The sequence below is a fragment of the Roseovarius sp. JB2-10 genome, from assembly GCF_055693585.1.
The window spans coordinates 2262526-2283958 of the sequence record NZ_CM146337.1 but is presented as its reverse complement, the minus strand read 5'-3'; the positions used below and the strand labels follow the sequence as shown (position 1 = coordinate 2283958).

The window sequence follows — 21433 nt, the reverse complement described above, 5'->3', positions numbered from 1 at the left end:
TCTGTGCACAACAAGATTGACCATTTCGCCGTTGCCACCTCATCCCTTTCCGATGGGAGGGCCGCCATGAAAGAGGCGCTCGGCGTCGAGATCCCGATGGGTGGGAAACATGCTGCCATGAGCACGCATAACTGCGTCATGCAGACCGGTAACGAGAGCTTCTTTGAGCTGTTGGCAATTGATCCCGATGCCTCTGATCCCGGTCGGACCAGATGGTTCACAATGGATGATCCGGTGACGCAAAAGCGGATCGCTGAGCGCCCCCGCGCGCTGTGCTGGGTGGTGAACACGGACGATCTGGATGGCGTCGTTGCTGCGAGCCCGATCGATCTTGGGGAAGTCGTGAACTTTACGCGCGGGGATCGCTCGTGGCGCCTCACGGTTCCGGCGGACGGACATTTGCCGGAACGTGGTCTGATGCCCGCATTTATCGAATGGTCACCCGGCCCGCATCCCAGCACAGGCCAACAGGACCTTGGCGTCCGTTTGACGGGCATCAATTTGCAGCATCCTGACCCTGATCAGATGCAAAACTTGCTGCGCGCTGTGACCGCGGATCATCTGGTCACAATTACACAAGGGGATGATCGTGCATTGAGTTTCGATTTTTCCACGCCAAATGGTACAGTAACGCTAGACTGACGCCTGCACAGGAACACGATCATGATGACACCCCCTGTTGAGCTAACCTGCAATCCGGACGTGACTGGCTTTTTCGACGACCAGTCCAACACGATCAGCTACGTGGTGCGCGACCCGGACAGCACTGCATGTGCGGTCATTGATGCGGTGATGGAATTTGATCAGGCCGCTGGTCGTCTGACCTATGATGGCGCGGATCGCATCATCGATTTCATTCGAGCGCAAAAGCTGGATCTGGAATGGATCATCGAAACGCATGTTCACGCGGATCACCTCTCGGGGGCGCCTTATATCCAGCAGGAGCTGGGCGGCAAGATCGGGATTGGGGAACATATCCTCAAGGTTCAGGATACATTCGGCAAAATCTTCAATGAAGGCACGGAATTCCAGCGTGACGGCACGCAGTTTGATGCGTTGTTCAAGGATTGCGATGAATACATGGTTGGCAAAATGCGGTGTTTTGCCATGCATACGCCGGGCCATACACCTGCCTGCATGGTGCATGTCATGGGCAACGCGGCTTTTGCGGGGGACACGTTGTTCATGCCCGATGGCGGCTCTGCCCGGGCGGATTTTCCGGGCGGCGATGCGGGCGAATTGTACGACTCCATTCAGCGCGTTCTGAGCCTGCCGGATCAGCTGAGGTTGTTCATCTGTCATGACTATGGCCCCGGCGGCCGCGCGATTTCATGGGAGACAACAATTGCCGAACAGCGTGAGGCCAACATCCATGTGGGCCGGGGCAAGACACGGGACGAATTCATCAAGTTTCGCACCGAACGTGATGCACAGCTTGCCATGCCCAAACTGATCATCCCGTCCCTGCAGGTGAACATGCGGGGCGGGGAAGTTCCGCAAGATGAACGCGGCAACATGGTTCTGAAACTGCCGATCAACAAACTCTGAGATCTGCGCGGCGCACTACCCCGCCCACGGCAGTAGGAACACAGGGTGCGTGAGCCAAAGCCAGGGGTCGTAGTTCATGAACTGGCCCACAACGATCATGACCGGAAGCGCGGTCCACACCAGCATGGCGCATATCAGCCAGATTGTAGCGCTTAAACGGGAAGGCACAGCGCCCGTGGGTGCCACGGTTTGCGCGGCATGTTCCGCCCAAAATGGGGCAAAGCGCCCGACCGCAGCACGTGGAGCCGCCAGCGCATAAATCACGGCAGCTCGGTGTCGAAGGAACCAGAGAAACACAAAAGCAAGCGCGGCACCAAAGAGGTCAAGCGATTGGGACACCTGAATCTGCTGGTCCGATGTCATGTCGGCAAAACCGGGTATAAATTCTTCGATGAAAACCGGGATTGCACGCAACCCCATGAACGGAACGCTGAGAACGACCGACAACAGGGCCAGCCAGACACTGCGCCATCCGGCGGCGGCAACAACACTGCGGATACGCCGGAATTCAAAGAAGGCGCTGAGCCGGTTTTCATGTGCGGCATGTGCCAATCCAAACGGCATATGCACCAGCAATGGCAATGCCAGAACAGCACCTAGAAACCAGACGGCGGGGCCGATTGATGCTTGTTCATAGCCTTTGTTGAAGGAATTTTCCCACCCTGCCCACCATGCGCCAAGCCATAAAACTGTAAAAGGTGCGCTGAGTAACGCGAGACCAAGGCACGATATCAGGCCACTGCGGATATTCCCGGCAAGCCCCCCGGTCAATCGGATGATCCAGCTCTGATGTGGTGGGCCCAATACCCAACCGGCCCGCGCCGCGGCAGTTCCCCATCGCCTGCGGATTGTGGCATTCATCCGGCGGGTTTGCCAGCCGAGGGCCAGAACCGCCGTGAGCGGCGCGATACAGAGCACCATGCCGACCGCAAGATCACGCAGCAGTGCCAGAAACCGAAGCGGTCTGCGGGCCAAAAGTGGGCGGGCCGCCACTGAATTCATGTGAAAATATCTGACAAGACGTCACCTTCGGATCGCGACGCCTGAAAGCCCATAAGGGCTGCTATGGTGGGGGCGATGGCGGATTGATCGACCGGTTTGTCCAGCACCCTGCCTTGTTCAACACCCGCGCCAAAAATCACGGCCCATGTCTCATGTGCGGTGCGGGAGTTGAAATGGTGCTGGTAGGGCACGCCCATCAACGGATTGTCATCCCGACCGCAATCAGGGGAAATGACAAACACGGTGTTGTCGCGATAAAACGGATCTGCTTCGACGGTCTCGACCAACCGTTGCAAGCCTTCGTCAATGACCTGGATCGCGCGTGTATAATGGCTCGGGTTGCCCCAGTGCACGTAGTCCGGATCCTGATAATTGACCATCATCAGCCGGGGTTTCAGTTCATGCAAAGCCCGTGTTGCCAGGGCCGTCAGCAAACGATCCCCGCGGGGGTTGCGGAACCCGTCATCGCCGTAGTGTGCCCGCCAGCCCTGCCAAAATCGCGTGACTTCAGGCGATTGGTCCGGGGTGATGGCCCGCGGGTCGGCGGCCAATAGTTCGGCATATCGAAGGCGCGCATTTTCAAGCGTTTCCTCATCCGCTGCGCCATCTGCCAGGATTTGGGCAAATTTGTACAATTTGAACCGGTGCAGGCTCAGCATTTCTGACCGGTACGCGATGCCAAAATGTTCAGCGACGCCGTAGGTGAAAAACTCCTCCTGGGGTCGGTCCTCACCATTGATCAAAAGCGCCTGATGTGACGGGATATCAAATACTTCCCGCAAATATTCGAACAATGTTGGTTCTGTCGGTTCCAGACGATCCTGCAGAAATTTGGAACCGGCATCGCGGTATGCCAGATATCGGCCAGTCAGGAGGTTCAGTGTTCCTTCAGCGTGACTCGTGTTCACACCGTCCAATTGCGCGATCTGCATGTCCGGGATGAAAACGCCGCGTTTTGCCAACACATGTCGAAGATAGGGGGCAAAGGTCGTCGCTTCGCCAATGGTCTCAGCGCGCCTGACCCCGCCACCAAAGCGAACGAGAATGACATTGGGGCCTTTGAAATCGCGGGCTGCAACCGTTTTGGGGGCCGCTACAGCCGCGATACTTGTGCCCAACCCCAAGTTAAATGTGCGTCTGTCCATTTTTGAACCTTGCCGATGCTTCCCCACGCCCAATGTAAAAGATATTAACATTTTTGACGCTTTGGTGCAATCCTGTGGTTGGCCGCCAACAAAATATGGGAAATGATGGTCTGCCCTTACCGGATTTGCCGAAGCTCGTTGGTCAATCCCTTCGCCAGGCTCTGATACCCCCGGCGCTCGGCCTCGCGACGTGTTTCCGTCAGAATTTGCACCGCAAGATTGATCTGACCGCGTTGCCGCAACGCCGCGCCGTAGTGGCGAAGCGCCTGCAATTTGTTGAGCCGCAGACCGTTTCTGTTGGCAATGGCTGCGGCTTCGGCGGCAAAGGACCCGGCCAGCATGCGTTCCCCTTGCTTCAACATGATCGCCGCTTGCAGGCACAACGCCTCAGATTCCAAACGGGGGATACCCATGGATTGCGCGAACTGCACGGCTTCGGACAGTGCAACACCCACCAGTTCCTTGTTGCCGGCAGGGTCAGAAATTTCGATATGCGCCTGCGAAACTTTGGCAAGGTGCAAGATGTCCCGCTGCGCGCAGTTCAGCGAGGCATTTATCGCACGGTCAATCGCATCGCGCGCGCCGTTGAAATCTGATTTCCGGCGCAACAAATCTGCCATGTGTTTGCTGAAAATCGCCACAACACGCATCATCTCTCGGTCCTGCGCGCGGCTGATCACCTCTTCGTAGCTTTGGGCCGCCAGTCCCTGATCACCAGAGAGATGTTGCACGAGGCCCAAATACCCATTGGCAAGCCAGCTGACCTGACTTCCCGAATGGCTCGAAAAATCCTCGGGTAAGTACAAATCGCTCAAGACATTGCGTGCCCGGTCCAGATGACCCCGATCGATCAACGCAGCACTCATGTTCAAACGCACGCGCCTAACCGCCGCATGAAGCGAGGGATCATAGGCGCCATTGACGTCGTCATGGTGCATTTCATCCAAAGCGCGTTGGAAAAGGGGAATGGCGTCAAAAACTTTGCCCTGCACCAGTGACACCACACCGCGCTCGTTCAAAAGCCAACCAATCTCATCGCGGTAAAGCGGCCGGGCAAACCCATTGAACCCGTTTTCCGTTTTCAGAGACGGTGTTTGCGGCGCAAGTCCGGTGATTTCGGATGCTTTTTTGAAGGTGGGCTTTGTTTTTTCTTCTTCTAGAGCATCTCTATTCAGAGCTGCGCCATCATCGGGCTTCACAAAACACTGATCCAGCACATAGTCCCACCCCACCGCCGCATTGGTGATCCCACGAAGCCACCCGCGGAACCGCTCATAAGGCTGGTCAAACTCCTGATCGTCCAGCGCATTGAGGCGCGAAACTGTGCCAATGGAAAACCCGCTTCTCAGCAAGCCATAGAGCGCCCGAATTCTCTGGGGGACCGCGTGAAGGGATGGGAAAAACTCGTCAAATTTTTCAGTTTCGTGCGCCAGGTTTATCAATCGACGCCGCAAACCTTTTTTCAAAAGTGTTCGTTCAACCTCATTGAGCTTTTCCTTCTCGAAAACACCGGGACTGAGCTGCATCAGACACCAGATCGTATTGCGGGCCTGAATGATCTGACGGTCCATGATTTTGCGCACCAGCGTGTAATGATCTTCGCGGGGCGCCGGCAGATCACGCGGCTGATCGCAATAAACCGTAACCTGAAAGAAATTTTGCTCGCCTTGGTCCGGCAGCGATAGGTCCATCAGCCGCGCGGAGAAATCACGGAGTTGATGCTGAACAGTGTACCGCGTGTGAATGTCTTCTTGCGTTCGTTCTGCTTGGCCAACATTCAATTCGTGCCGGGCCTTGGCATCCGCCTGTTGCAATTTCCCCTGCACCGCAATGATCAGGTTCGCTTCATGCAGATACGCGAGCAATTGGTTGAGCACACGCAACCGTGCTTCGCGCATCGATGCGGCCCATGATCCTTCACCGTTAAGTTTTTTGACCACATCTCGCGCATTTTTGTGACGCACAGCGCTTGAGGGTTTGCAAATCCGGCACAGCATATCGTGGATTTCATCGCAGCCGTAAAGAATGCGCGGTTCGACAGGCATTGGAAACAGCGACAGATGCGACAGCACAAGATAGGTTAAATCCACTATTCGATTTGCATCTTCCGGCGATGCCTCTTCCAACGTCTCCGACTTGAGCAGCTTAATTGGGGGCCAGCTTCGGATTTTCTTTAAATCTGTCTTGTCGATTTTCCGCGCAAGGCGCGCGCCCCAGGCGCGGAGTACAGGTTTGTGAACTTCGAGGATTTCATGCAGCAGATACGCAATGTCACCGCGGGCCGCGGCCGCGTTCATGGTTTGCAGGAAATCCTTCATACCCGTAGACGCGGGAATATCCTCAGGATCGTTGATATGGGCGATAGATGGTAAATTTTCCAACGCGCCGGTGACCCAGGAATGCAACGCCACACTGTTGGAACACAGGCGCGCTATTTCGCGGGGCGGGTTTTTGTCTGGGGTAACCTGCGCATCGAGCGCCTTTAAAAACTCAGTGCGGAGCGCAATCGATTGCGGCGATTGCAACCAGTAGCGCTCGCCCAGTCGGATTGCCGGAAGAGGATCCCACACCCGAAGGAACCGATCCCCCGCGAGGCAACGGTATTGCGCATAAGAAGCATAGTGATCGCCGTCTTGTGCCCCCGGGTTGCGCTCCAGATCAACTTCGATCTGATTACGGGATAGTTCATCGCTCAAATATCGGGTGGGTGTATCCTTGGCCCCGCTGATCAGGATCACGTCCATCGGCGTGGTGATGTCACTTTCCGACGGATATTTTGCACCGCATCCTGTCAATAACCGGAAAAGCGCCCTAAACATCGGATTGAAGGCAACGCCTTGCCCATCGCACAGTTTGTCAACGCCCGATACCACGAAACAAATGCGCAGGTTTTTATCCCCCAGCAGATCCACCATATCCGTGAAAGCAGACAGACGCGTCCGTAATTCTTCCAATCGGTGCATACGCCCGGCACCGGTTGTGTATTGATATTTGGACCAGTGCTTGTCGTAGAGAATCTTGCTGATGGATGTCCTTGCATGCTCAATTTTGGCGTCGTCAACATCGGCCGGAACAAGACTTTTCAAAAGCGCTTTTAGAGAGCGCGCACCTGTCTCGCCCTGCTCACGGCGCAACATCTGCAGGAAGGTGCCATCAACCCCATCTGCCTGCAGGCGTTCCAAGCCCTTCAAGACACTTTCCGCATGCTCCGTGAAGACACCCAGAATGGCCTTTTCGACAAAAATCTTCAGCGCGGAGATGACGGAGGCAAACTCCATAGAGAAACTCAGATGAAGACAAAATGTTCCAAAGAACCGACCGTCATGCAACGCCGCCTGCGGCATATCAAACAGACTGTCGACATAGAGACATTCCTGTTGCGGCATCTTTTGCTGAAGGATGTGCAGCAACGAGCCTTTGCCATGGCCTCGTGACATGACCCCCCGCACAATACGCCGGGGTGGGACGCGTTTGAAATTTCGCTGCAAGCCTGCATTTGCGCCCTCAAAATAGGACAGTTGGTTTGTATCCAAACCCGCCAGATGCCCGCCGCACAGGGTCAGGTCGCCTTCGTCTCGCGCATTGACCTTGCCGGTTGGCACCGGAGGCGTTTTGCCAAATTCGTCGATCTCGCATTGCGCCTCTAATGCCCGCGTTTTCAACGCATCAATGACATCGAACGACAAGGGTTTGTTTTGTGGGATTGCCTGATAGACCGGCCGATGCCGTGCGACCGAAGGGGTCGTCTTACTTTTGTCATTCTCGAGATACGCAGAGCGGAATTCCGGGTTTCTGTTTTTCGGCGAGGTCCGCCATTCGTCCCACCATTTGTCCTTTATGCTGCAGTGCTCTTTGAGCGCCACATCCAATGCGCGGCTTCTCAGCTCTGAATCCATGGCCCGCAGGATCTTACTGTCCACTGTTAAGGGTTCTAGGGAAACGGACGCAAAGTCGTTATTTTTGGCGGATGCCTTCAATTGTGTGTCAACCTGCGCAAGCAAATCTACGATTGTGTCAAGCTCAACCTGGTTCAGCAAATCCTTCGTGACACCTGCTTCGTGATCTGTTGGTGCCGGGTTGAGCTCAGCAACGGCCTTGCGCAAGGCCGAAACCGCCGCCCGGTATCTTTGCGGGTCATACTTGCGTTCCAACGCACCTTCGGCGCCTACTTTGGTGTCGATCGCCTGCAACAATTGAATGGCCATACGCAGTGTGCGCAACGTCTGGTCCCCGTGAAAAAGGCTGTAGACGCCATATTCGGTCCGGTATTCGACCGCTGTGGTTTCATCTGTCGAATAATCCGCGCGAGCGCTCCCGCCGTACTCGCCGTCACTTGGCGACCAGATGTTCAGGTGATCGCTTATGAATTCTTCCTCCAGATCTTCCAACGACGTACCGTCGCTTTTCTGGTGCAGCCAATCCTTATCCAGCGTTACGGTCGCCTCTCGCATCGCAAAAATGTGCCGCTTGGCAAAATCCGGCGATTTGTCCTGACTGATGAATTGGCGAAGGGGGCGCAGCAGGTCCTGTTCGGTCATCCCAACACCCACAAACAACACGTCGTTGCCGGACATCAATGCCGCGAATGCTTCCTGGAAGGTGTTGGACTGCTCTTCGGATTTGAGGTAGGTGCGCCTGTAATCCGCGTCGGTCAAAACCATGTCCGCAGGTTTGTCGAACCGGCCATGCAAGTGAAACACCTGCCCCACATACTGGCGCGGTTGCAGCGCAAAGTTCACCAGCTCGCCAATGTTTTCCGAACTCATCGAAACGCTGAGCACTGAGCGCGTTGTGCCATCGGTATATTCGACCCGTTGTGGGACATCCCGGGCCCGGTCAAAGTCTTGCGAACAGAGCACATCAAATGCAGACATCGGTGGCGATTGATTGTTTTTGCTCAGCGCAGTCGGGTCAGGCACCACGTTCCCGCTGTCATCGGTCTTCACGATTTTTGTCGTCGGTGTTCTGGGCATGATGGAACGGCGAGACGTACCGGATGTGCGATAGAGCCGACGAAACTCTGCCTCGATCTCACAATCATAGTTCAGGGTCAGCAACCTGTTGACCCGCATCTTTGCTATCAATTGCCGCAACGGTTCTGATTTGCGTTCGAAACCGCCTGCGGGTTTCTCGTTTTCCGATTGGCGGACTTTTGAGAAATAGAGCCCAATCTGATTTCGAAACTCTTCACCACGACCCAATTCCGCGGCCACGCGTTCAGCCAAGCCCAATGTGTGAATGGCTTTTTCGTCTAGACGCTTTTCGTTTTTGAGGCGTTGCAAGCGGGTCAGAGCGGATGTTGCTGCGCCGGTCATTCGGACGGGCCCGTCGTCAGACAAGGTCTCTGCCAAATCGACGGCGTGTTCGATCAGGGATTTCCAATCGGGTTGACCATAACTGACCGTGGCACCGGATGCGACAAAGCCGACCACACGTCCGATACTGAGTGCGCGCGACAAGGCCACGCGCCCTCTTTCATCAATATATTCTTTGGTGAGTTCTTCCGCCCCGTAGGGTTGTTTGTACGTCCACATATTCCAATTTGACCAAACTTAAATTGTCTTTTTTCAACCATGCATAGCTTGCGCCTCATTCTTCAAGCTAAATCTACGGTCGTATTATGACCCGATGTCCGGCTTGCACATCACGTACCAAGGGGTAAAACCCGCTCAAGAACGCGGGCCTTTGCGCTACCCGGCTTTGACGCTCCATCGGATTTCGGGCAGTGTCTGTGAATGACACGCATGCCTCTCATTGAACGTCTGCTGCCGGAGCTCAGGGCTTATTCGCGGTCAATTGCCGACAGCGTTGATGAGGCCGAAGATCTGGTTCAGGACGCCATCGAACGGACCATTCGCGCGCCCACAAAACCGGATACTCTCGACGCGCTTCGTCCTTGGATGTTTCGCGTCATGCGAAACCTCCACTATGACGAGCTTAGAAAAAGACGCGTTCGGCGGGAATATACCGCGGGGCTGGGACGTCTGTCTCGCGAGGCTGGTCAACATGGCGATCACGCCCGCGATGTGCTCATCCGTCTGGCCTTCGAAAAGCTCCCTCCGGAACCCCGGGAAGTGCTGTTTCTCGTGGATGTGATGGGCCTGAAATATGCAGAGGTCGCTCAGGTGTTGGATGTCCCAAACGGGACTGTTATGAGCAGGGTCAGTCGCGCACGACGACTGTTGCTGAGTGTAGTGGAGGGGTCTGGTTCAGACCGCAAAGAAAAGAAAGAATGACAGTTTTATCTGATCAAGACTGGGATTTGGTGAACGCCTGGGCGGATGGCGAGCTGTCCGAGGACGAAGCGGCCAATCTGTCTGAACGGCTGAAGGCCGAACCGGCACTGGCCGATGCCTTGGCTTCGGTCAAACAGGTGTCGTCGTCTCTGGCCTCCATGCGGCCGGAAATTGACGCCGCCCCGCCTGCTGCCAACCTGTCGCGCCGCCCATGGATGTGGGCGTCCGGTGGTGCCGTGGCGGCGGCGGTTTTGTTTGCGGCTGTCATGGCATTTGCACCTGCACAAAACCCCGGGCAACACATCCACCGGATCTACCTCTCGCAAAACTTCGAACTCGACAAATTATCGGACACGCATCGCGTGGCAGGCACCGAAGTTGATGGATTTCCGGCGTTGCAAGAGGCGAACCTGACACTGGTTGTAACAAACCTGGAAGGCCCCACAGCGTCGGCGCATTATGTCGGCAAAAACGGATGCAGACTGACCGTTTTGCGGGGCCGTGGTGAGGCGCCGGATATCCCGGCAGACCTGCAATCAGCCGAATGGCACCTGGAGGACATGTGGTTTCAAACCGTGGCGTCGGGTATGGATCAGAGTAAATTCAAGGCCGTGTCTGCATATCTGCTGCAAGCAACCCGCCAGCAGCTGCACCAAAACACGGTTGTTGCGCTGCAAGGGGCAGTTCAAAATTCGGCCCGCTGCGCGTAATCCGTGCGCTACTCCAGAGGTTTCGGAAAGTTAGGTCGGTCTTCGCCGTAATGCGCCGCCAGATAGTCCAGGATCATCGTCCGGTCGGGTTCGTCCAGCTCGGACATGCCCTGCTCTTCGACCATCCACTCCAACAGGTCGTCCCAGTGTTCGCGGCTCAGGCCTTGCTGAGCGACAATCATCTCCGAATGGCATGCCGTGCAGGCATAATAGGTTTCTTCAGCGCCGGGCGCGACCTTCAGCACGCCGAATTCTGAGGCGTCAGAAGCTGGTACGGATGTTGCTGCAAAAGTGGCAACCAGTGCGAACACTGTCCCAGACAAAAAGCGTTTCATAGATATCTCCTTTGAGGGGCGGAGCGTTTTCAGACGCTCCGCCGCGCACTGTTTAACTCACACGCAACCCGACGCGATGCATCGTGTTGTTGAGATATCCCTTGGGATTCCAATCAATTGCAAAGGGCTGCATCGCCCCCGCGCTATCGGTGGCCCGCGCCCATACTTCGTAATAGCCCGCTTGCGGGAAGGCCACGGTGGCACGCCAGTTTTGCCAGGCCCCCTCATTGACCGGTGCATCGAGTTCCGCCGGTTGCCAGGACGCGCCGAAATCGATTGAAACTTCGAGCGTCTCGACGGTTCTGTCGCCCGACCAGGCGTGGCCGCGCACTTGTGTCTCCATGCCGACATCCGCACCATTTGCCGGGAAGGTGACCAGCGATTTCACGGGCATCCGCTCGATGATCACAAAATCCTCCTTCGCAACCTCCTCGCCCGCAGAGACAGGGCGATTGGGCACGCGGTAAGCTGTTCCTGTCATTTTGGGCCCGTCATGAACGATGTCACGCAGTTCAATGCGTTTCAGCCATTTCTGTGCCGTTGACGCGGGCCACCCGGGAACCACCAGACGCAGCGGCGCCCCGTTCATGGGGTGCAGCTCAGCGCCGTTCATTTCAAACGCAATCAGGACGTTATCGGTCATGGCCTTGGCAATTGGCACACCGCGCGAGATCGGCAGTTTTTCGGGATCACCGGACAAATGCCCATCGGCGCCGTAATGCGCGGTGTAGACCACATTGGATTGAACGCCCGCCTTCTCCAACACGTCCTTCAACCGAACACCGGTCCATTCCGAACAGGCGACCGCGCCATAGGTCCATTGATTGCCCTTGGCAGGTGGGTTGAAGAACCCGCGCCCGTTGCCGCCGCATTCAAGCGTCAGCGCCATGGTGACAACCTCGAACTGTTCGCGCAGATCGACAATCGTGAGCGTCAGGGGCGTGTCAACAAATCCGTCAACGGTCAGGGTCCATGTCGAGGCGTCCGTTTCTTCAGGCGGAATGCCGTTGTTGCGGATGAAATGCCGGGACGTTGGCGTAATGGCATCGTCCAGCAATTCCGGCGGTGTTTCGGCGTTGACGGGCCGGTCATTCAAAAGCGTGAGGCCATCCTTGCCGACCAGAACATCCTCCTGCGCCATGGCCGCCGGGACAAACCCGATGGGCATATTGCGATGAAATGGAATGGATGTTCCGACCATTGCCGCCATGGTTGCCAGCCCGGTGCGCTTCAGAAATCCGCGTCGGTCCGGGTTGGCGACACGCCCAAAAAACGCTTTGTCCGCCTGTTCCGGGTCCGCGGCGAAAAAGCTGTGGATGTCCCGTTTCTTGTCGTTGTCGAATGCCATTTTGTCCTCCCTTGGCAAGATCGCGACGTTCAAAGGCCGCGCAGTGTTTCGACATTGACGTGCCAAGCCCCCGGTTTATTCCCTCGGTGGAAAAGAATACTTCTGGCTTTGGTGGTGCGGGCAAAAATTAATGCCACTTTTGCAAAATCCTGATCAGTGGGCTTTGAGTGACTTACCGCTGTTCACGCATCCGCAAAAGGCGACTGTGGTCAGCCAACCGATACGCACGGCCTGAAATGTGCTTCGGGAAAGAGAAGCATCTTGTACGAGCGGCAATGTCGAACAACTACCTTATTCTACGTGGTCGATGTCCTTGGACTGCTTGTACGTGCCCGCTTTCAGTTTCAGACAATCTTCGATAATCGATGCAACCGCGGCCACGCAAACCAGAAAGCCCGAAATAGGCACGATGGCGATGGCGTATTTTTTTGGCATGTAATTCGGCTTGAAGACAAACCGGCCATCCTCCCATGCGAAGTACCACATCTCCCAATATTTTCCGCCCATGGTCGCCACCGCCTCAATCCCCCAGATGATCATCACCAATCCAAGACAGAAAATGACCGCCGTCCAGAATTGCTGGACAAAGAAGGCGGCTTTGCGGGGCAGCCAGTTGTAGATCAGATCGAGGGCAATGTGGTCTTTGTCGCGCACCGTCAGCGCGAGTGCGAAAAACACCAGCCAGATGTTGCTCAGAACCGTCAGAAGATCCCCCCAGATCGGCGGGTTCTTGAACACGTATCGCATGACGACAGAATAGACCGTGAAAGAGACCATCATCAAAAGCAGGACAGCGCAGAAGGCGGTCAGGGTTTTCTTGACCGCCTTGTCGATAAACTTGATCGCTGCAATCATGTCATTCCCTCTCGATCCGTTAACCGCCAAAGCCCAGAACACGCGGCAGGAACATGGTGATGTCCGGCACGACGATCAGCACAAAGAGCAGCGCAAAAAGCGCGGCCAGATAGGGCAACATGGCGATGGCGACCTTCTCCAACCGGACTTCGGCAATGGCGCCCGCCGTGAAGAACGCAACACCCACAGGCGGGGTGACCGATCCGATCAGGAAGCCGACAACAACCACAAGAGCGGCCTGCACATCCGGGTAGCCCGCCTTGACCATGACATCCACCAGGACCGGGCCGACCACAATGATATTGGCCGCCGAGTCCATGACCATGCCCAGAAGACAGATGAACAGGACCAGAACCAGCGCAAACATCAGCGGATTGTAAGTGTACCCCAGCAACCATTGTTCCAACTGGCTTATGGCCCCGAGAGAGGTCAGCAGCCAGCTGAACGGACCAGAGGCCGCGATGATGATGAAGACCATGGCAGAGTTGCGAAACGCGCGCACGAAAGCGCTTTTGCAATTGCCCCACGTGATGGTGCGGTAGACGAAAAGCCCCACCAGCAAAGCAATCGTCGCGGTGAGAGCTCCGGCCTCCACCACACCGGCAATGCCAAAGACGACCGATCCGACCAACACGACCGGAATCAGCAGGGCGAAGGAGGATCTGTACCCGGCGACAGCGATGCCTTTCAGGCTGAACGGCTCCTCGCTGCGTTCGAAGTTATTGCGCCTGGCGATGATGTAATTGATCACCATCAAAAGCGCGCCGATCATCAGGCCGGGAATGATCCCGCCCGCAAAGAGCGCGCCCACCGAAATGCCCCCGGCATTGGCCAGAACGATCATCATGATCGAGGGCGGAATGATCCCACCGATGGTGGAGCTGACCGCGGTTATGGCCGCGGCAAATTCCGGCGGGTATCCGGCCTTTTTCATGCCCGGCACCAGCAAAGAGCCGACCGTGGCGGTATCCGCCACAACCGAGCCGTTCATTCCAGCAAAGAACATGCTCACCAAGACATTTGCTTGCGCCATGCTGCCACGCATCCGCCCGATGATCCGCTGGCTGAGGTCCACCAGACGGTCCGTGATGGTGGCGGATGTCATCAGCTCACCGGTCAGCATGAAAAACGGAATTGCCGTCAACGGAACTGAATCTATGGCCTGAAACATCTGGCTTGGGATCAGGATCATCGGTGCCGCATCGGTGATGAGGATATAGACCACCGGGATCAGGATCATGATAAATCCGACCGGCGCCCCCAGCATGATCAGCACGACCAAAATGATAAGAAGCACAATGCTTTCCATGGAGCTTGATCCTAGTTGCGGCGGTGGCTTGTCAAGCAAAAGCGCGGAAAGTCATTCCGCGCTTCTGTCACTGTTTAGGTGGGCCGGGACCCTAGAGAGCGCCTGCCTCTTCGAGCTGGGCGATGAAGCCTGTCATGCCCTGTTCCTCGAGCACCCGGCGGGCAGTTTCGGGATCATAGGTGCCCTTGGCATTCAGCCAGGCATCGATGGCACCGGCACGCCATTTGGTCATTTCTTCCTCGGTCGGAACGTACCATTCCTTGGCGGTTTTCTTGATCTCGGCCTCCCCGGCCTCAACCCATGCCCGGTCAAGCTCCTGCACCTTTTGACCAAAGGCTTTGGCAGCCGTGTGCAGCCATTCCTTTTCGTCGTCGGTCAGTTCGTCATATTGACGTTTATCGATGGAGAGCTGGTTGCCCGACCACGATCCGCCGATCTCGGTGAAGTAGGGGGCGACCTCGTGCAGCTTGGCCACATGCTGCCAGGGCGTGGCGACATACTGGCCCGAGACGACCCCGGTTTGCAGCCCCTGATAAAGCTGACCCCAGTCATAAGGCACGGGCACGGCACCCCAATTCTTGACCAACGTGTATTCGATCGGGCTCTTGGTCACCCGCCATTTAATGCCTTCCATGTCAGCGGGTTCATGGACCGGGCCGTGGGCATTACCCAACTGGCGAAACCCACCACTGGAATAGACCGTCAGGCAGACATGCCCGGCTTCTTCCGCTGCCATCTGGCATTGCTTTTCGGCCAGCCATTCCGAAGAAATCCGGTCCGCGTCTTCGATGCTCTTGAAGATATAGGGCAGGTCAAAAATCGCCAGCGACGTGCCGAAATTTCCGAAATTCGCGGTTGAACTGGTCCAGAGCGTCAGAAGCCCTTGGTTCGCCTGCTCCCCACAGGTCTGCTCGCTGCACAACGATTTGCGATAATGCGGTTCGATCTTGAGTTTGCCACCGGACACTTCCTCCAGTGTCGGGATCAGCGCCTGATCAATTGCGTCGCCAATCGGCATGCCGATAAACCCAACTGTCCCAAGTTTCAGTGTTTTTTCCGCGGCAGCGGTTTGTGCGGAAACTGCCAGCGCGCTTGCAAGGCAAAACGCCTTTCCTATCGTCATAAGTCTCATCTTCTTCCACTCCCAATCGTTGGATTTTGATTGGGCATATCTTTCACCTCAGGTCAGGGCAAAGAAAGTGACAGATTGTTTGAAAGAAGGGGACAGATGGGTTTGGACCTGACAGTCTGTCGCCGTTGCCGATAAAGTCATCGACACGTGACACTCAACACCGGGGGCAAAGCGTGGCGTCCATCACACCAAGATTTCTCAAGCTGCCGGAAAACTCCCAGCTCAGTCTGCGAGATCAGATTTGCGAAGTTGTGAGCGCCGCGATCACATCGGAATCGCTTGCCCATGACCGTCCCCTGCCCTCGTGCCGCGAATTGGCCGAGCAGTTGGGCGTTTCCCGAAACACCGTTTTCGCTGCCTATAACCGCCTGGTCGATCTGGAGCTCTTGGTGTCGAGGGACCGTTCGGGATACTTCGTTGCTCCCCCGATGGCCGCGCTGAAGAAAGCGCAATCGCTCAATGATGCCACCGCAACCCCGGCTGTGCCCTGCCCGGTGACGTTCCCTCCCAACAACCTCTTGCCGGTCGTCAATCCGCTGGACTGGAAGGACTACCCCTACCCGTTCATCTACAATCAGATTGATCCGGATCTCTTTCCCGTCGATGGCTGGCGCGAGTGCACGCGTCAGGCCCTGGGGCGCAAACACATGCCCGTTTGGGCCAGCGACTCGGTCGAAAGCGACAGTCCTCAGTTGATCCAACAACTACGCCAAAGGTTGCTGAATACGCGCGGCATCTACGCTGACGATGATGAAATCCTAATCACTCTGGGGTCCCAAAACGCGCTCTACATCCTCGGCACGATTTTCGCGCGCTCCGGCAAGCCGATCGCGTTGGAGGATCCGGGGTTTTTTGGCGCCCATAACGCCTTCCGCCTGGCGGGAAGTGAAATGATCGGCGTGGCGATTGACGATGACGGGATCATTCCAAGTGCCATTCCATCGGGGTGCAAACTGGTCTTCACGACGCCCAGCCATCAGTTTCCCACGATGGTTACGATGAGCCAGCGGCGGCGCGAGGAATTGCTGGAAGCTGCGCGTATCAAGGATTTTCTGATCATCGAAGACGATTACGAGGCCGAGATGAACTATGTCGCCAAGGCGTCGCCTTCGATGCGGTCCATGGATCAAAGCGGGCGGGTGATCTATGTGGGCAGCTTGTCCAAAACCGTGTCACCGGGAATTCGTTTGGGCTTTATCGTCGCGCATCGGGACATCATCCGCGAAGCGCGCATCGCGCGGGGCGTGATGATGCGTCATCCGCCCACCATTGTGCAGGAGATTGTCGCGCTGTTCTTCCAACTGGGGCATTACGACTCGCATTTGCGCAACATCGAACGACGCTACAACAAACGCTGGCATGCCATGCACAAGGCGATCAGCAAGCATCTTGGCATGTTGCAGCGCACGGAGTCCGAAGGCGGGACATCCTTCTGGCTGACCGGGCCGGAGGGTTTCAACGCATCGGAACTGGCCGTGCGTCTGCGGTCCAAAGGCGTGCTGGTGGACCGCGGCGAAGACTATTACCTCAGCAAGAACGATTTCCGCAGCTTCCGCCTCGGATTTGCCTATGTCCCGGTCTCAAAACTCGAAGCCGGCGCGAAGATAATCGCGGATGAAGTCAATGCGATGCTATGACATGGCTCACCCATCTGTCCCTTCGAATTGCGCAACCTGTCTCTCGTCGTTTCGGACGCTTCTGGTTAACTGATCCGAACGCAGTCGAACCAGAGCACCACCGCAAAGGGTAAGCCATGCCGGAAAAGTTAAGTGTGAAAGATCGAGCAGTTGCGGTCCAACACGTCACACCTTTCGAATGCCGGGTGCCTGAGGATGTGCTGAGGTCGATCCTGACCCGCGTTGCCCAATATCCCTGGCACGAAATGCCCGATGATGGCGGTTGGGATTACGGCGCCAATTTGGATTACATGAAAGAGCTTTGCGCCTATTGGGTCAGCGATTTTGACTGGCGCGCGCAGGAGGTCCGGCTGAATTCCTTCGCGCAATTCAAGGCCGAGGTCGATGGCATCGACATGCATTTCATACATGAGCCCGGCAGTGGCCCCAACCCGACCCCGCTGATGATCAGCCACGGCTGGCCCGGATCGGTTGCGGAGTTTTTTGATCTGATCGAGCCTCTTGCGCACCCGGAACGCTTTGGGGGCAATGTCGAGGATGCGTTCACCGTGATTGCGCCGTCCCTGCCGGGTTTCGCCTTTTCCGGCCGCCCGGCGCGCCCTTACGGCCCGCGCAAGATGGCATCTGTGCTCAACAGCCTTATGACCGATACGCTCGGCTTTGACAGCTACATTGCGCAGGGTGGTGACTGGGGCGGCGCGATATGCTCCTGGCTTGGCTATGAACATGCGCCCGTATGCCGTGCCATTCACATCAATGTCCTGACGATGCGCCATCCCGATGGCCCGCAAACCCCCGAAGAAGCCGCCTGGGCCCGGCAGTTTGACGATGATCAGATCATGCAGAACGGCTACCGGACGCAGCAAGCAACGCGCCCACAAACCCTAAGTTACGCGATGATGGACAGCCCGGTTGGCATTGCCGCCTGGCTGATCGAGAAATTCCATGACTGGTCCGATGTACCTGTGGGGGAGATCGAGCGCGCCCACAGCAAAGATGAACTTCTGACCAACATCATGATTTATATTGTGACGCGGTCGTTTAATTCTGCATCGTGGATTTATTACGGGCGCCGCGAGGAAGGCGGCCGCATTCTGTCACCGGACGGCCGACGCGTTGAAGTGCCGACCGGTTGCGCGGTCTTTCCGGCCGAAATGCTACGCTGGCCGCCGAGGTCCTACGCGGAGCGCATCTATAACATCACTCACTGGACGGAAATGCCTCGTGGCGGCCATTTCGCCGCAATGGAAGAACCTCAGATGCTGTTGAACGACATTCGGAAATTTGCCCGCGCCCTTCGCAACTAGTCGGGCCGAGGTTTTTGTGACGCGTACCCTAATGGCCGTGATCATCGTCGCCGCCGGGATCGAGATGTCATTCTGGAATGCAATTGTGACGCCGCAAGCAATCTTGCTTAGTATCCATACCGTTCTTGACCTTAGTGGTTGTCTCGAGGCAGTGATTTGCGCGCAATGTCGCGATAGGCGTCAGCGTCGCGTAAAGTCATGCCCTTGTCAAAGGGCTGCACTAGATCACGGAAATACTGTTGCCAAGGCGATTGGTTTGCGGGCACGGGATACCCTCCGTTTTGCATTAACTGGTCCTTGCGTCGTACCAGTTCTTCGTCGGAAATCAGAATGTTGACCGCGCAGGCGTTAAGATCAACGCGGATCCGATCCCCTGTTTGCAGTACTGCCAGACCACCGTTGTCGGCGGCTTCCGGTGCAGCATTCAGGATTGAGGGCGAGCCAGACGTGCCAGATTGGCGCCCATCACCAATGCAGGGCAATTCATGCACACCTTGCTTCAAGAGATAGGATGGAGCGCGCATATTCACGACTTCTGCACCACCGGGATATCCTTTGGGTCCCGTGCCCCGCATAACGAGGATACAACTGGTGTCGATTTCCTGAGACGGGTCATCAATACGCTTGTGAAAGTCTTCGGGGCCATCAAAAACAACTGCGCGGCCCTCAAAAGCATTGGGATCATCGGGATTGGAAAGATAGGCTTGTGCAAATTCCGACCCGATGACACTGGTTTTCATCAACGCGCTGTCAAATAGATTGCCTTTCAGGTTGATGAACCCTGCCTTGTCTTTCAGTGGGGCACTGACGGGTTTGATGACGTCGGCATTTGTGCTGCGCTGTTGTTGGCAATTTTCCGCAATGCTTTGACCATTGGCAGTAACCGCTTCCGGGTGCGGCAGGCGATCTGCGTCGATTAGTTCGGCGATCACGGCAGGAACTCCGCCTGCGCGATGATAATCTTCCCCCAGATAATCACCCGCAGGCTGTAAATTGACCAAAAGTGGCACATCATGCCCCAAGGTCTGCCAGTCATCATTATCTAACGGCACACCCAAGTGGTGGGCAATCGCATTGAGGTGGATAGGTGCATTGGTGGATCCACCGATGGCGGAATTGACTACGATAGCATTCTCAAAAGCCGCGCGTGTCATGATGTCGGATGGGCGCAAATCCTCCCACACCATTTCAATGATGCGCTGCCCTGTTTCATAACTGATCTGACCACGTTCGCGGTAAGGGGCCGGGATGGCGGCCGCGCCGGGCAGTTGCATACCAAGCGCCTCGGCCAGACTGTTCATGGTGGTGGCGGTTCCCATAGTGTTGCAATAGCCCACCGAAGGCGCGGAGGCTGCTGCGACTTCCATGAATTCATCGGCGGAGATTTCTCCGGCAGCAAGACGTTCGCGCGCTTTCCAAATAACAGTGCCAGAGCCTGCACGCTTTCCCTCGTGCCAACCATTGAGCATCGGCCCCACGGAAAGAGCGATGGCTGGGATGTTGACCGTTGAAGCCGCCATCAGAAGCGCCGGTGTGGTCTTGTCACAGCCAATCATCAGCACCACGCCATCAATTGGGTAGCCATACAATGATTCAACCAAACTGAGGTACGCCAGATTGCGGTCCAGCATCGCGGTGGGACGTTTGCCGGTTTCCTGAATGGGATGGACCGGCACTTCGATGGCCGTACCGCCTGCTGCGATGATGCCGTCGCGCACCCTTTTGGCCAATTCCAGGTGATGGCGGTTACAGGGGCTTAGATCACTGCCTGTCTGCGCGATTGCGATAATCGGTTTGCCGGATTGCAATTCCTCGCGCGTGAGCCCGTAGTTAAGATAACGTTCCAGATAAAGCGCGGTCATTTCCGGGTCATCCGGATTGGAAAACCAATGGCGTGACCTAAGGTCTTTCGGATTTATGCGTGACACTCGTGCCTCCTGCATCTTGCTCTTGTGCCGATCAGGGCTTGCGACCTTTGATCATACCGAACAGCATACTGAACTAAGCGAAAGGCCTATACTCTTTGTTGCGCCGTTGGCGGTATCTGACATTTGTCAGGGCCGGCGTATTGAATACGAATGCGCCCAACATTCTATGCCAGTTCGTCGCGTACCTTTGCCAAAGCCTCTTTTGCGGCGGCGGCCATCAAGCGGGCATCCGATGCGATGGTAACGAACTGGAATCCTGTTTCGATGCGTTTCAAAGCGTATTGGGGTGTCCCGTTATGGCAGCCTGCGAATTTACCGTATTCCTTTGCTTTGGCGGCGACCAGTTCAATGGCTTCGGCCACAGGAGGCTCAACATCATCGAATGACGGGCGGCAACCGAGCGCCAATGAAAGGTCTGAAGGGCCGATATACACGGCATCAAGACCCGGTACCGATAATATCTCTTCAAGGTTATCGAGACCTTCCAGCGTTTCAATCATCGCGAAGACGACGATGGTCTCATTGGCATGTTGCGGGTAATCCGGACCACCGTAGAGCAGCCCTCGGATCGGGCCAAAGCTCCTTGTGCCTTCGGGTGGGTAATGTGTCCACGCCACAAGTTTCTCAGCATCTTCACGGTTGTTGATCATGGGGCAAATTACCCCGTAAGCCCCGGCATCAAGCACCTTCATAAGAATTCCGGGCTCAAGCCATGGCACGCGCGCCACCGGGACTGTATCGGTTGTGGATATCGCAGTGAGCATCTCAACCGCTTTTTGATAGTCGATCACACCATGCTGGATATCGACAGTAAGCGTGTCCCATCCCTGATGCGCCATAGTTTCAGCTGAAAACCCGTTGGGGATCGCCAACCATCCATTGATTGCAGGATGTCCTGCTGCCCAAAGCTTTCTCAATTTGTTCGGTCGCATCGATTTACT

General features: G+C 56.2%; 16 protein-coding genes. 6 read left to right on the top strand and 10 right to left on the bottom strand.

The features are described from left to right. Nucleotides 1–3 precede the first annotated feature (3 nt). Both ACZ1HJ_RS11465 and ACZ1HJ_RS11460 read left to right on the top strand, forming a co-directional pair. On the top strand, nucleotides 4–642 hold the full coding sequence (locus ACZ1HJ_RS11465) for a VOC family protein (protein ID WP_472718797.1): 639 nt from the start codon (nucleotides 4–6) through the stop codon (nucleotides 640–642). 21 nt (nucleotides 643–663) lie between these two features. Further along, nucleotides 664–1548 (top strand): MBL fold metallo-hydrolase, encoded by an 885-nt coding sequence (locus ACZ1HJ_RS11460; RefSeq protein ID WP_472718796.1) that lies wholly within the window; start codon nucleotides 664–666, stop codon nucleotides 1546–1548. A gap of 15 nt (nucleotides 1549–1563) precedes the next feature. Here the strand turns inward: ACZ1HJ_RS11460 and ACZ1HJ_RS11455 are convergent, their stop codons facing one another. From ACZ1HJ_RS11455 to ACZ1HJ_RS11445, 3 genes are all read right to left on the bottom strand, one after another. Then, on the bottom strand, nucleotides 1564–2550 hold the full coding sequence (locus ACZ1HJ_RS11455; protein WP_472718795.1) for a hypothetical protein: 987 nt from the start codon (nucleotides 2548–2550) through the stop codon (nucleotides 1564–1566). After that, nucleotides 2547–3695: an alkaline phosphatase family protein gene (locus tag ACZ1HJ_RS11450; protein ID WP_472718794.1), complete on the bottom strand. Its 1149-nt coding sequence runs from the start codon at nucleotides 3693–3695 to the stop codon at nucleotides 2547–2549. The genes ACZ1HJ_RS11455 and ACZ1HJ_RS11450 overlap by 4 nt, the downstream gene beginning before the upstream one ends. Nucleotides 3696–3811: 116 nt before the next feature. Further along, nucleotides 3812–9160, bottom strand: a complete 5349-nt coding sequence (locus ACZ1HJ_RS11445; RefSeq protein WP_472718793.1) for an SIR2 family protein — start codon at nucleotides 9158–9160, stop codon at nucleotides 3812–3814. A gap of 270 nt (nucleotides 9161–9430) precedes the next feature. On the opposite strand from ACZ1HJ_RS11445, the gene ACZ1HJ_RS11440 reads away from it, so the two are divergent. Together ACZ1HJ_RS11440 and ACZ1HJ_RS11435 are read left to right on the top strand one after the other, a co-directional pair. Next, complete coding sequence (locus tag ACZ1HJ_RS11440) at nucleotides 9431–9931, top strand: RNA polymerase sigma factor (RefSeq protein ID WP_472718792.1); 501 nt, start codon at nucleotides 9431–9433, stop codon at nucleotides 9929–9931. Then, nucleotides 9928–10641 carry an anti-sigma factor family protein gene (locus tag ACZ1HJ_RS11435; protein ID WP_472718791.1) on the top strand — a complete coding sequence of 238 codons (714 nt, stop codon included), beginning with the start codon at nucleotides 9928–9930 and terminating at the stop codon, nucleotides 10639–10641. The genes ACZ1HJ_RS11440 and ACZ1HJ_RS11435 overlap by 4 nt, the downstream gene beginning before the upstream one ends. An 8-nt stretch (nucleotides 10642–10649) precedes the next feature. On the opposite strand, the gene ACZ1HJ_RS11430 is transcribed toward ACZ1HJ_RS11435, so the two are convergent. The 5 genes from ACZ1HJ_RS11430 to ACZ1HJ_RS11410 form a co-directional block, all read right to left on the bottom strand. Beyond that, nucleotides 10650–10976 (bottom strand): aldehyde dehydrogenase, encoded by a 327-nt coding sequence (locus tag ACZ1HJ_RS11430; protein WP_472718790.1) that lies wholly within the window; start codon nucleotides 10974–10976, stop codon nucleotides 10650–10652. A 52-nt stretch (nucleotides 10977–11028) separates the two neighbouring features. Then, a complete protein-coding gene (locus ACZ1HJ_RS11425) occupies nucleotides 11029–12324 on the bottom strand; it encodes a sulfite oxidase (protein ID WP_472718789.1) in 1296 nt (431 codons plus the stop codon). A gap of 291 nt (nucleotides 12325–12615) precedes the next feature. Then, entirely contained in the window at nucleotides 12616–13179 is a 564-nt protein-coding gene (locus ACZ1HJ_RS11420) for a TRAP transporter small permease (protein WP_472718788.1), read from the bottom strand. Nucleotides 13180–13198: 19 nt separating this feature from the next. After that, nucleotides 13199–14488 carry a TRAP transporter large permease gene (locus ACZ1HJ_RS11415; RefSeq protein WP_472718787.1) on the bottom strand — a complete coding sequence of 430 codons (1290 nt, stop codon included), beginning with the start codon at nucleotides 14486–14488 and terminating at the stop codon, nucleotides 13199–13201. Between the two features lie 91 nt (nucleotides 14489–14579). Continuing rightward, on the bottom strand, nucleotides 14580–15611 hold the full coding sequence (locus ACZ1HJ_RS11410; protein WP_472718786.1) for a TRAP transporter substrate-binding protein: 1032 nt from the start codon (nucleotides 15609–15611) through the stop codon (nucleotides 14580–14582). A gap of 182 nt (nucleotides 15612–15793) precedes the next feature. Here ACZ1HJ_RS11410 and pdxR point away from each other — a divergent pair, with 182 nt between their 5' ends. Together pdxR and ACZ1HJ_RS11400 are read left to right on the top strand one after the other, a co-directional pair. Then, on the top strand, nucleotides 15794–17257 hold the full coding sequence (gene pdxR / locus ACZ1HJ_RS11405; RefSeq protein WP_472718785.1) for a MocR-like pyridoxine biosynthesis transcription factor PdxR: 1464 nt from the start codon (nucleotides 15794–15796) through the stop codon (nucleotides 17255–17257). Nucleotides 17258–17391: 134 nt separating this feature from the next. Beyond that, nucleotides 17392–18564, top strand: coding sequence for an epoxide hydrolase family protein (locus ACZ1HJ_RS11400; RefSeq protein ID WP_472718784.1), 1173 nt, complete (start codon nucleotides 17392–17394; stop codon nucleotides 18562–18564). 131 nt (nucleotides 18565–18695) lie between these two features. Here ACZ1HJ_RS11400 and ACZ1HJ_RS11395 read toward each other — a convergent pair whose 3' ends face one another. After that, complete coding sequence (locus ACZ1HJ_RS11395; protein ID WP_472718783.1) at nucleotides 18696–20507, bottom strand: IlvD/Edd family dehydratase; 1812 nt, start codon at nucleotides 20505–20507, stop codon at nucleotides 18696–18698. Nucleotides 20508–20656: 149 nt separating this feature from the next. Next, on the bottom strand, nucleotides 20657–21424 hold the full coding sequence (locus ACZ1HJ_RS11390; RefSeq protein WP_472718782.1) for an HpcH/HpaI aldolase family protein: 768 nt from the start codon (nucleotides 21422–21424) through the stop codon (nucleotides 20657–20659). Nucleotides 21425–21433 lie beyond the last annotated feature (9 nt).

Coding starts and splice junctions, on each gene's coding strand:
- ACZ1HJ_RS11460 (WP_472718796.1), top strand. CDS start 664: ATGATGACACCCCCTGTTGAGCTAACCTGCAATCCGGACGTGACTGGC.
- ACZ1HJ_RS11455 (WP_472718795.1), bottom strand. CDS start 2,550: ATGAATTCAGTGGCGGCCCGCCCACTTTTGGCCCGCAGACCGCTTCGG.
- ACZ1HJ_RS11450 (WP_472718794.1), bottom strand. CDS start 3,695: ATGGACAGACGCACATTTAACTTGGGGTTGGGCACAAGTATCGCGGCT.
- ACZ1HJ_RS11440 (WP_472718792.1), top strand. CDS start 9,431: ATGACACGCATGCCTCTCATTGAACGTCTGCTGCCGGAGCTCAGGGCT.
- ACZ1HJ_RS11435 (WP_472718791.1), top strand. CDS start 9,928: ATGACAGTTTTATCTGATCAAGACTGGGATTTGGTGAACGCCTGGGCG.
- ACZ1HJ_RS11430 (WP_472718790.1), bottom strand. CDS start 10,976: ATGAAACGCTTTTTGTCTGGGACAGTGTTCGCACTGGTTGCCACTTTT.
- ACZ1HJ_RS11425 (WP_472718789.1), bottom strand. CDS start 12,324: ATGGCATTCGACAACGACAAGAAACGGGACATCCACAGCTTTTTCGCC.
- ACZ1HJ_RS11420 (WP_472718788.1), bottom strand. CDS start 13,179: ATGATTGCAGCGATCAAGTTTATCGACAAGGCGGTCAAGAAAACCCTG.
- ACZ1HJ_RS11415 (WP_472718787.1), bottom strand. CDS start 14,488: ATGGAAAGCATTGTGCTTCTTATCATTTTGGTCGTGCTGATCATGCTG.
- ACZ1HJ_RS11410 (WP_472718786.1), bottom strand. CDS start 15,611: ATGACGATAGGAAAGGCGTTTTGCCTTGCAAGCGCGCTGGCAGTTTCC.
- ACZ1HJ_RS11395 (WP_472718783.1), bottom strand. CDS start 20,507: ATGCAGGAGGCACGAGTGTCACGCATAAATCCGAAAGACCTTAGGTCA.
- ACZ1HJ_RS11390 (WP_472718782.1), bottom strand. CDS start 21,424: ATGCGACCGAACAAATTGAGAAAGCTTTGGGCAGCAGGACATCCTGCA.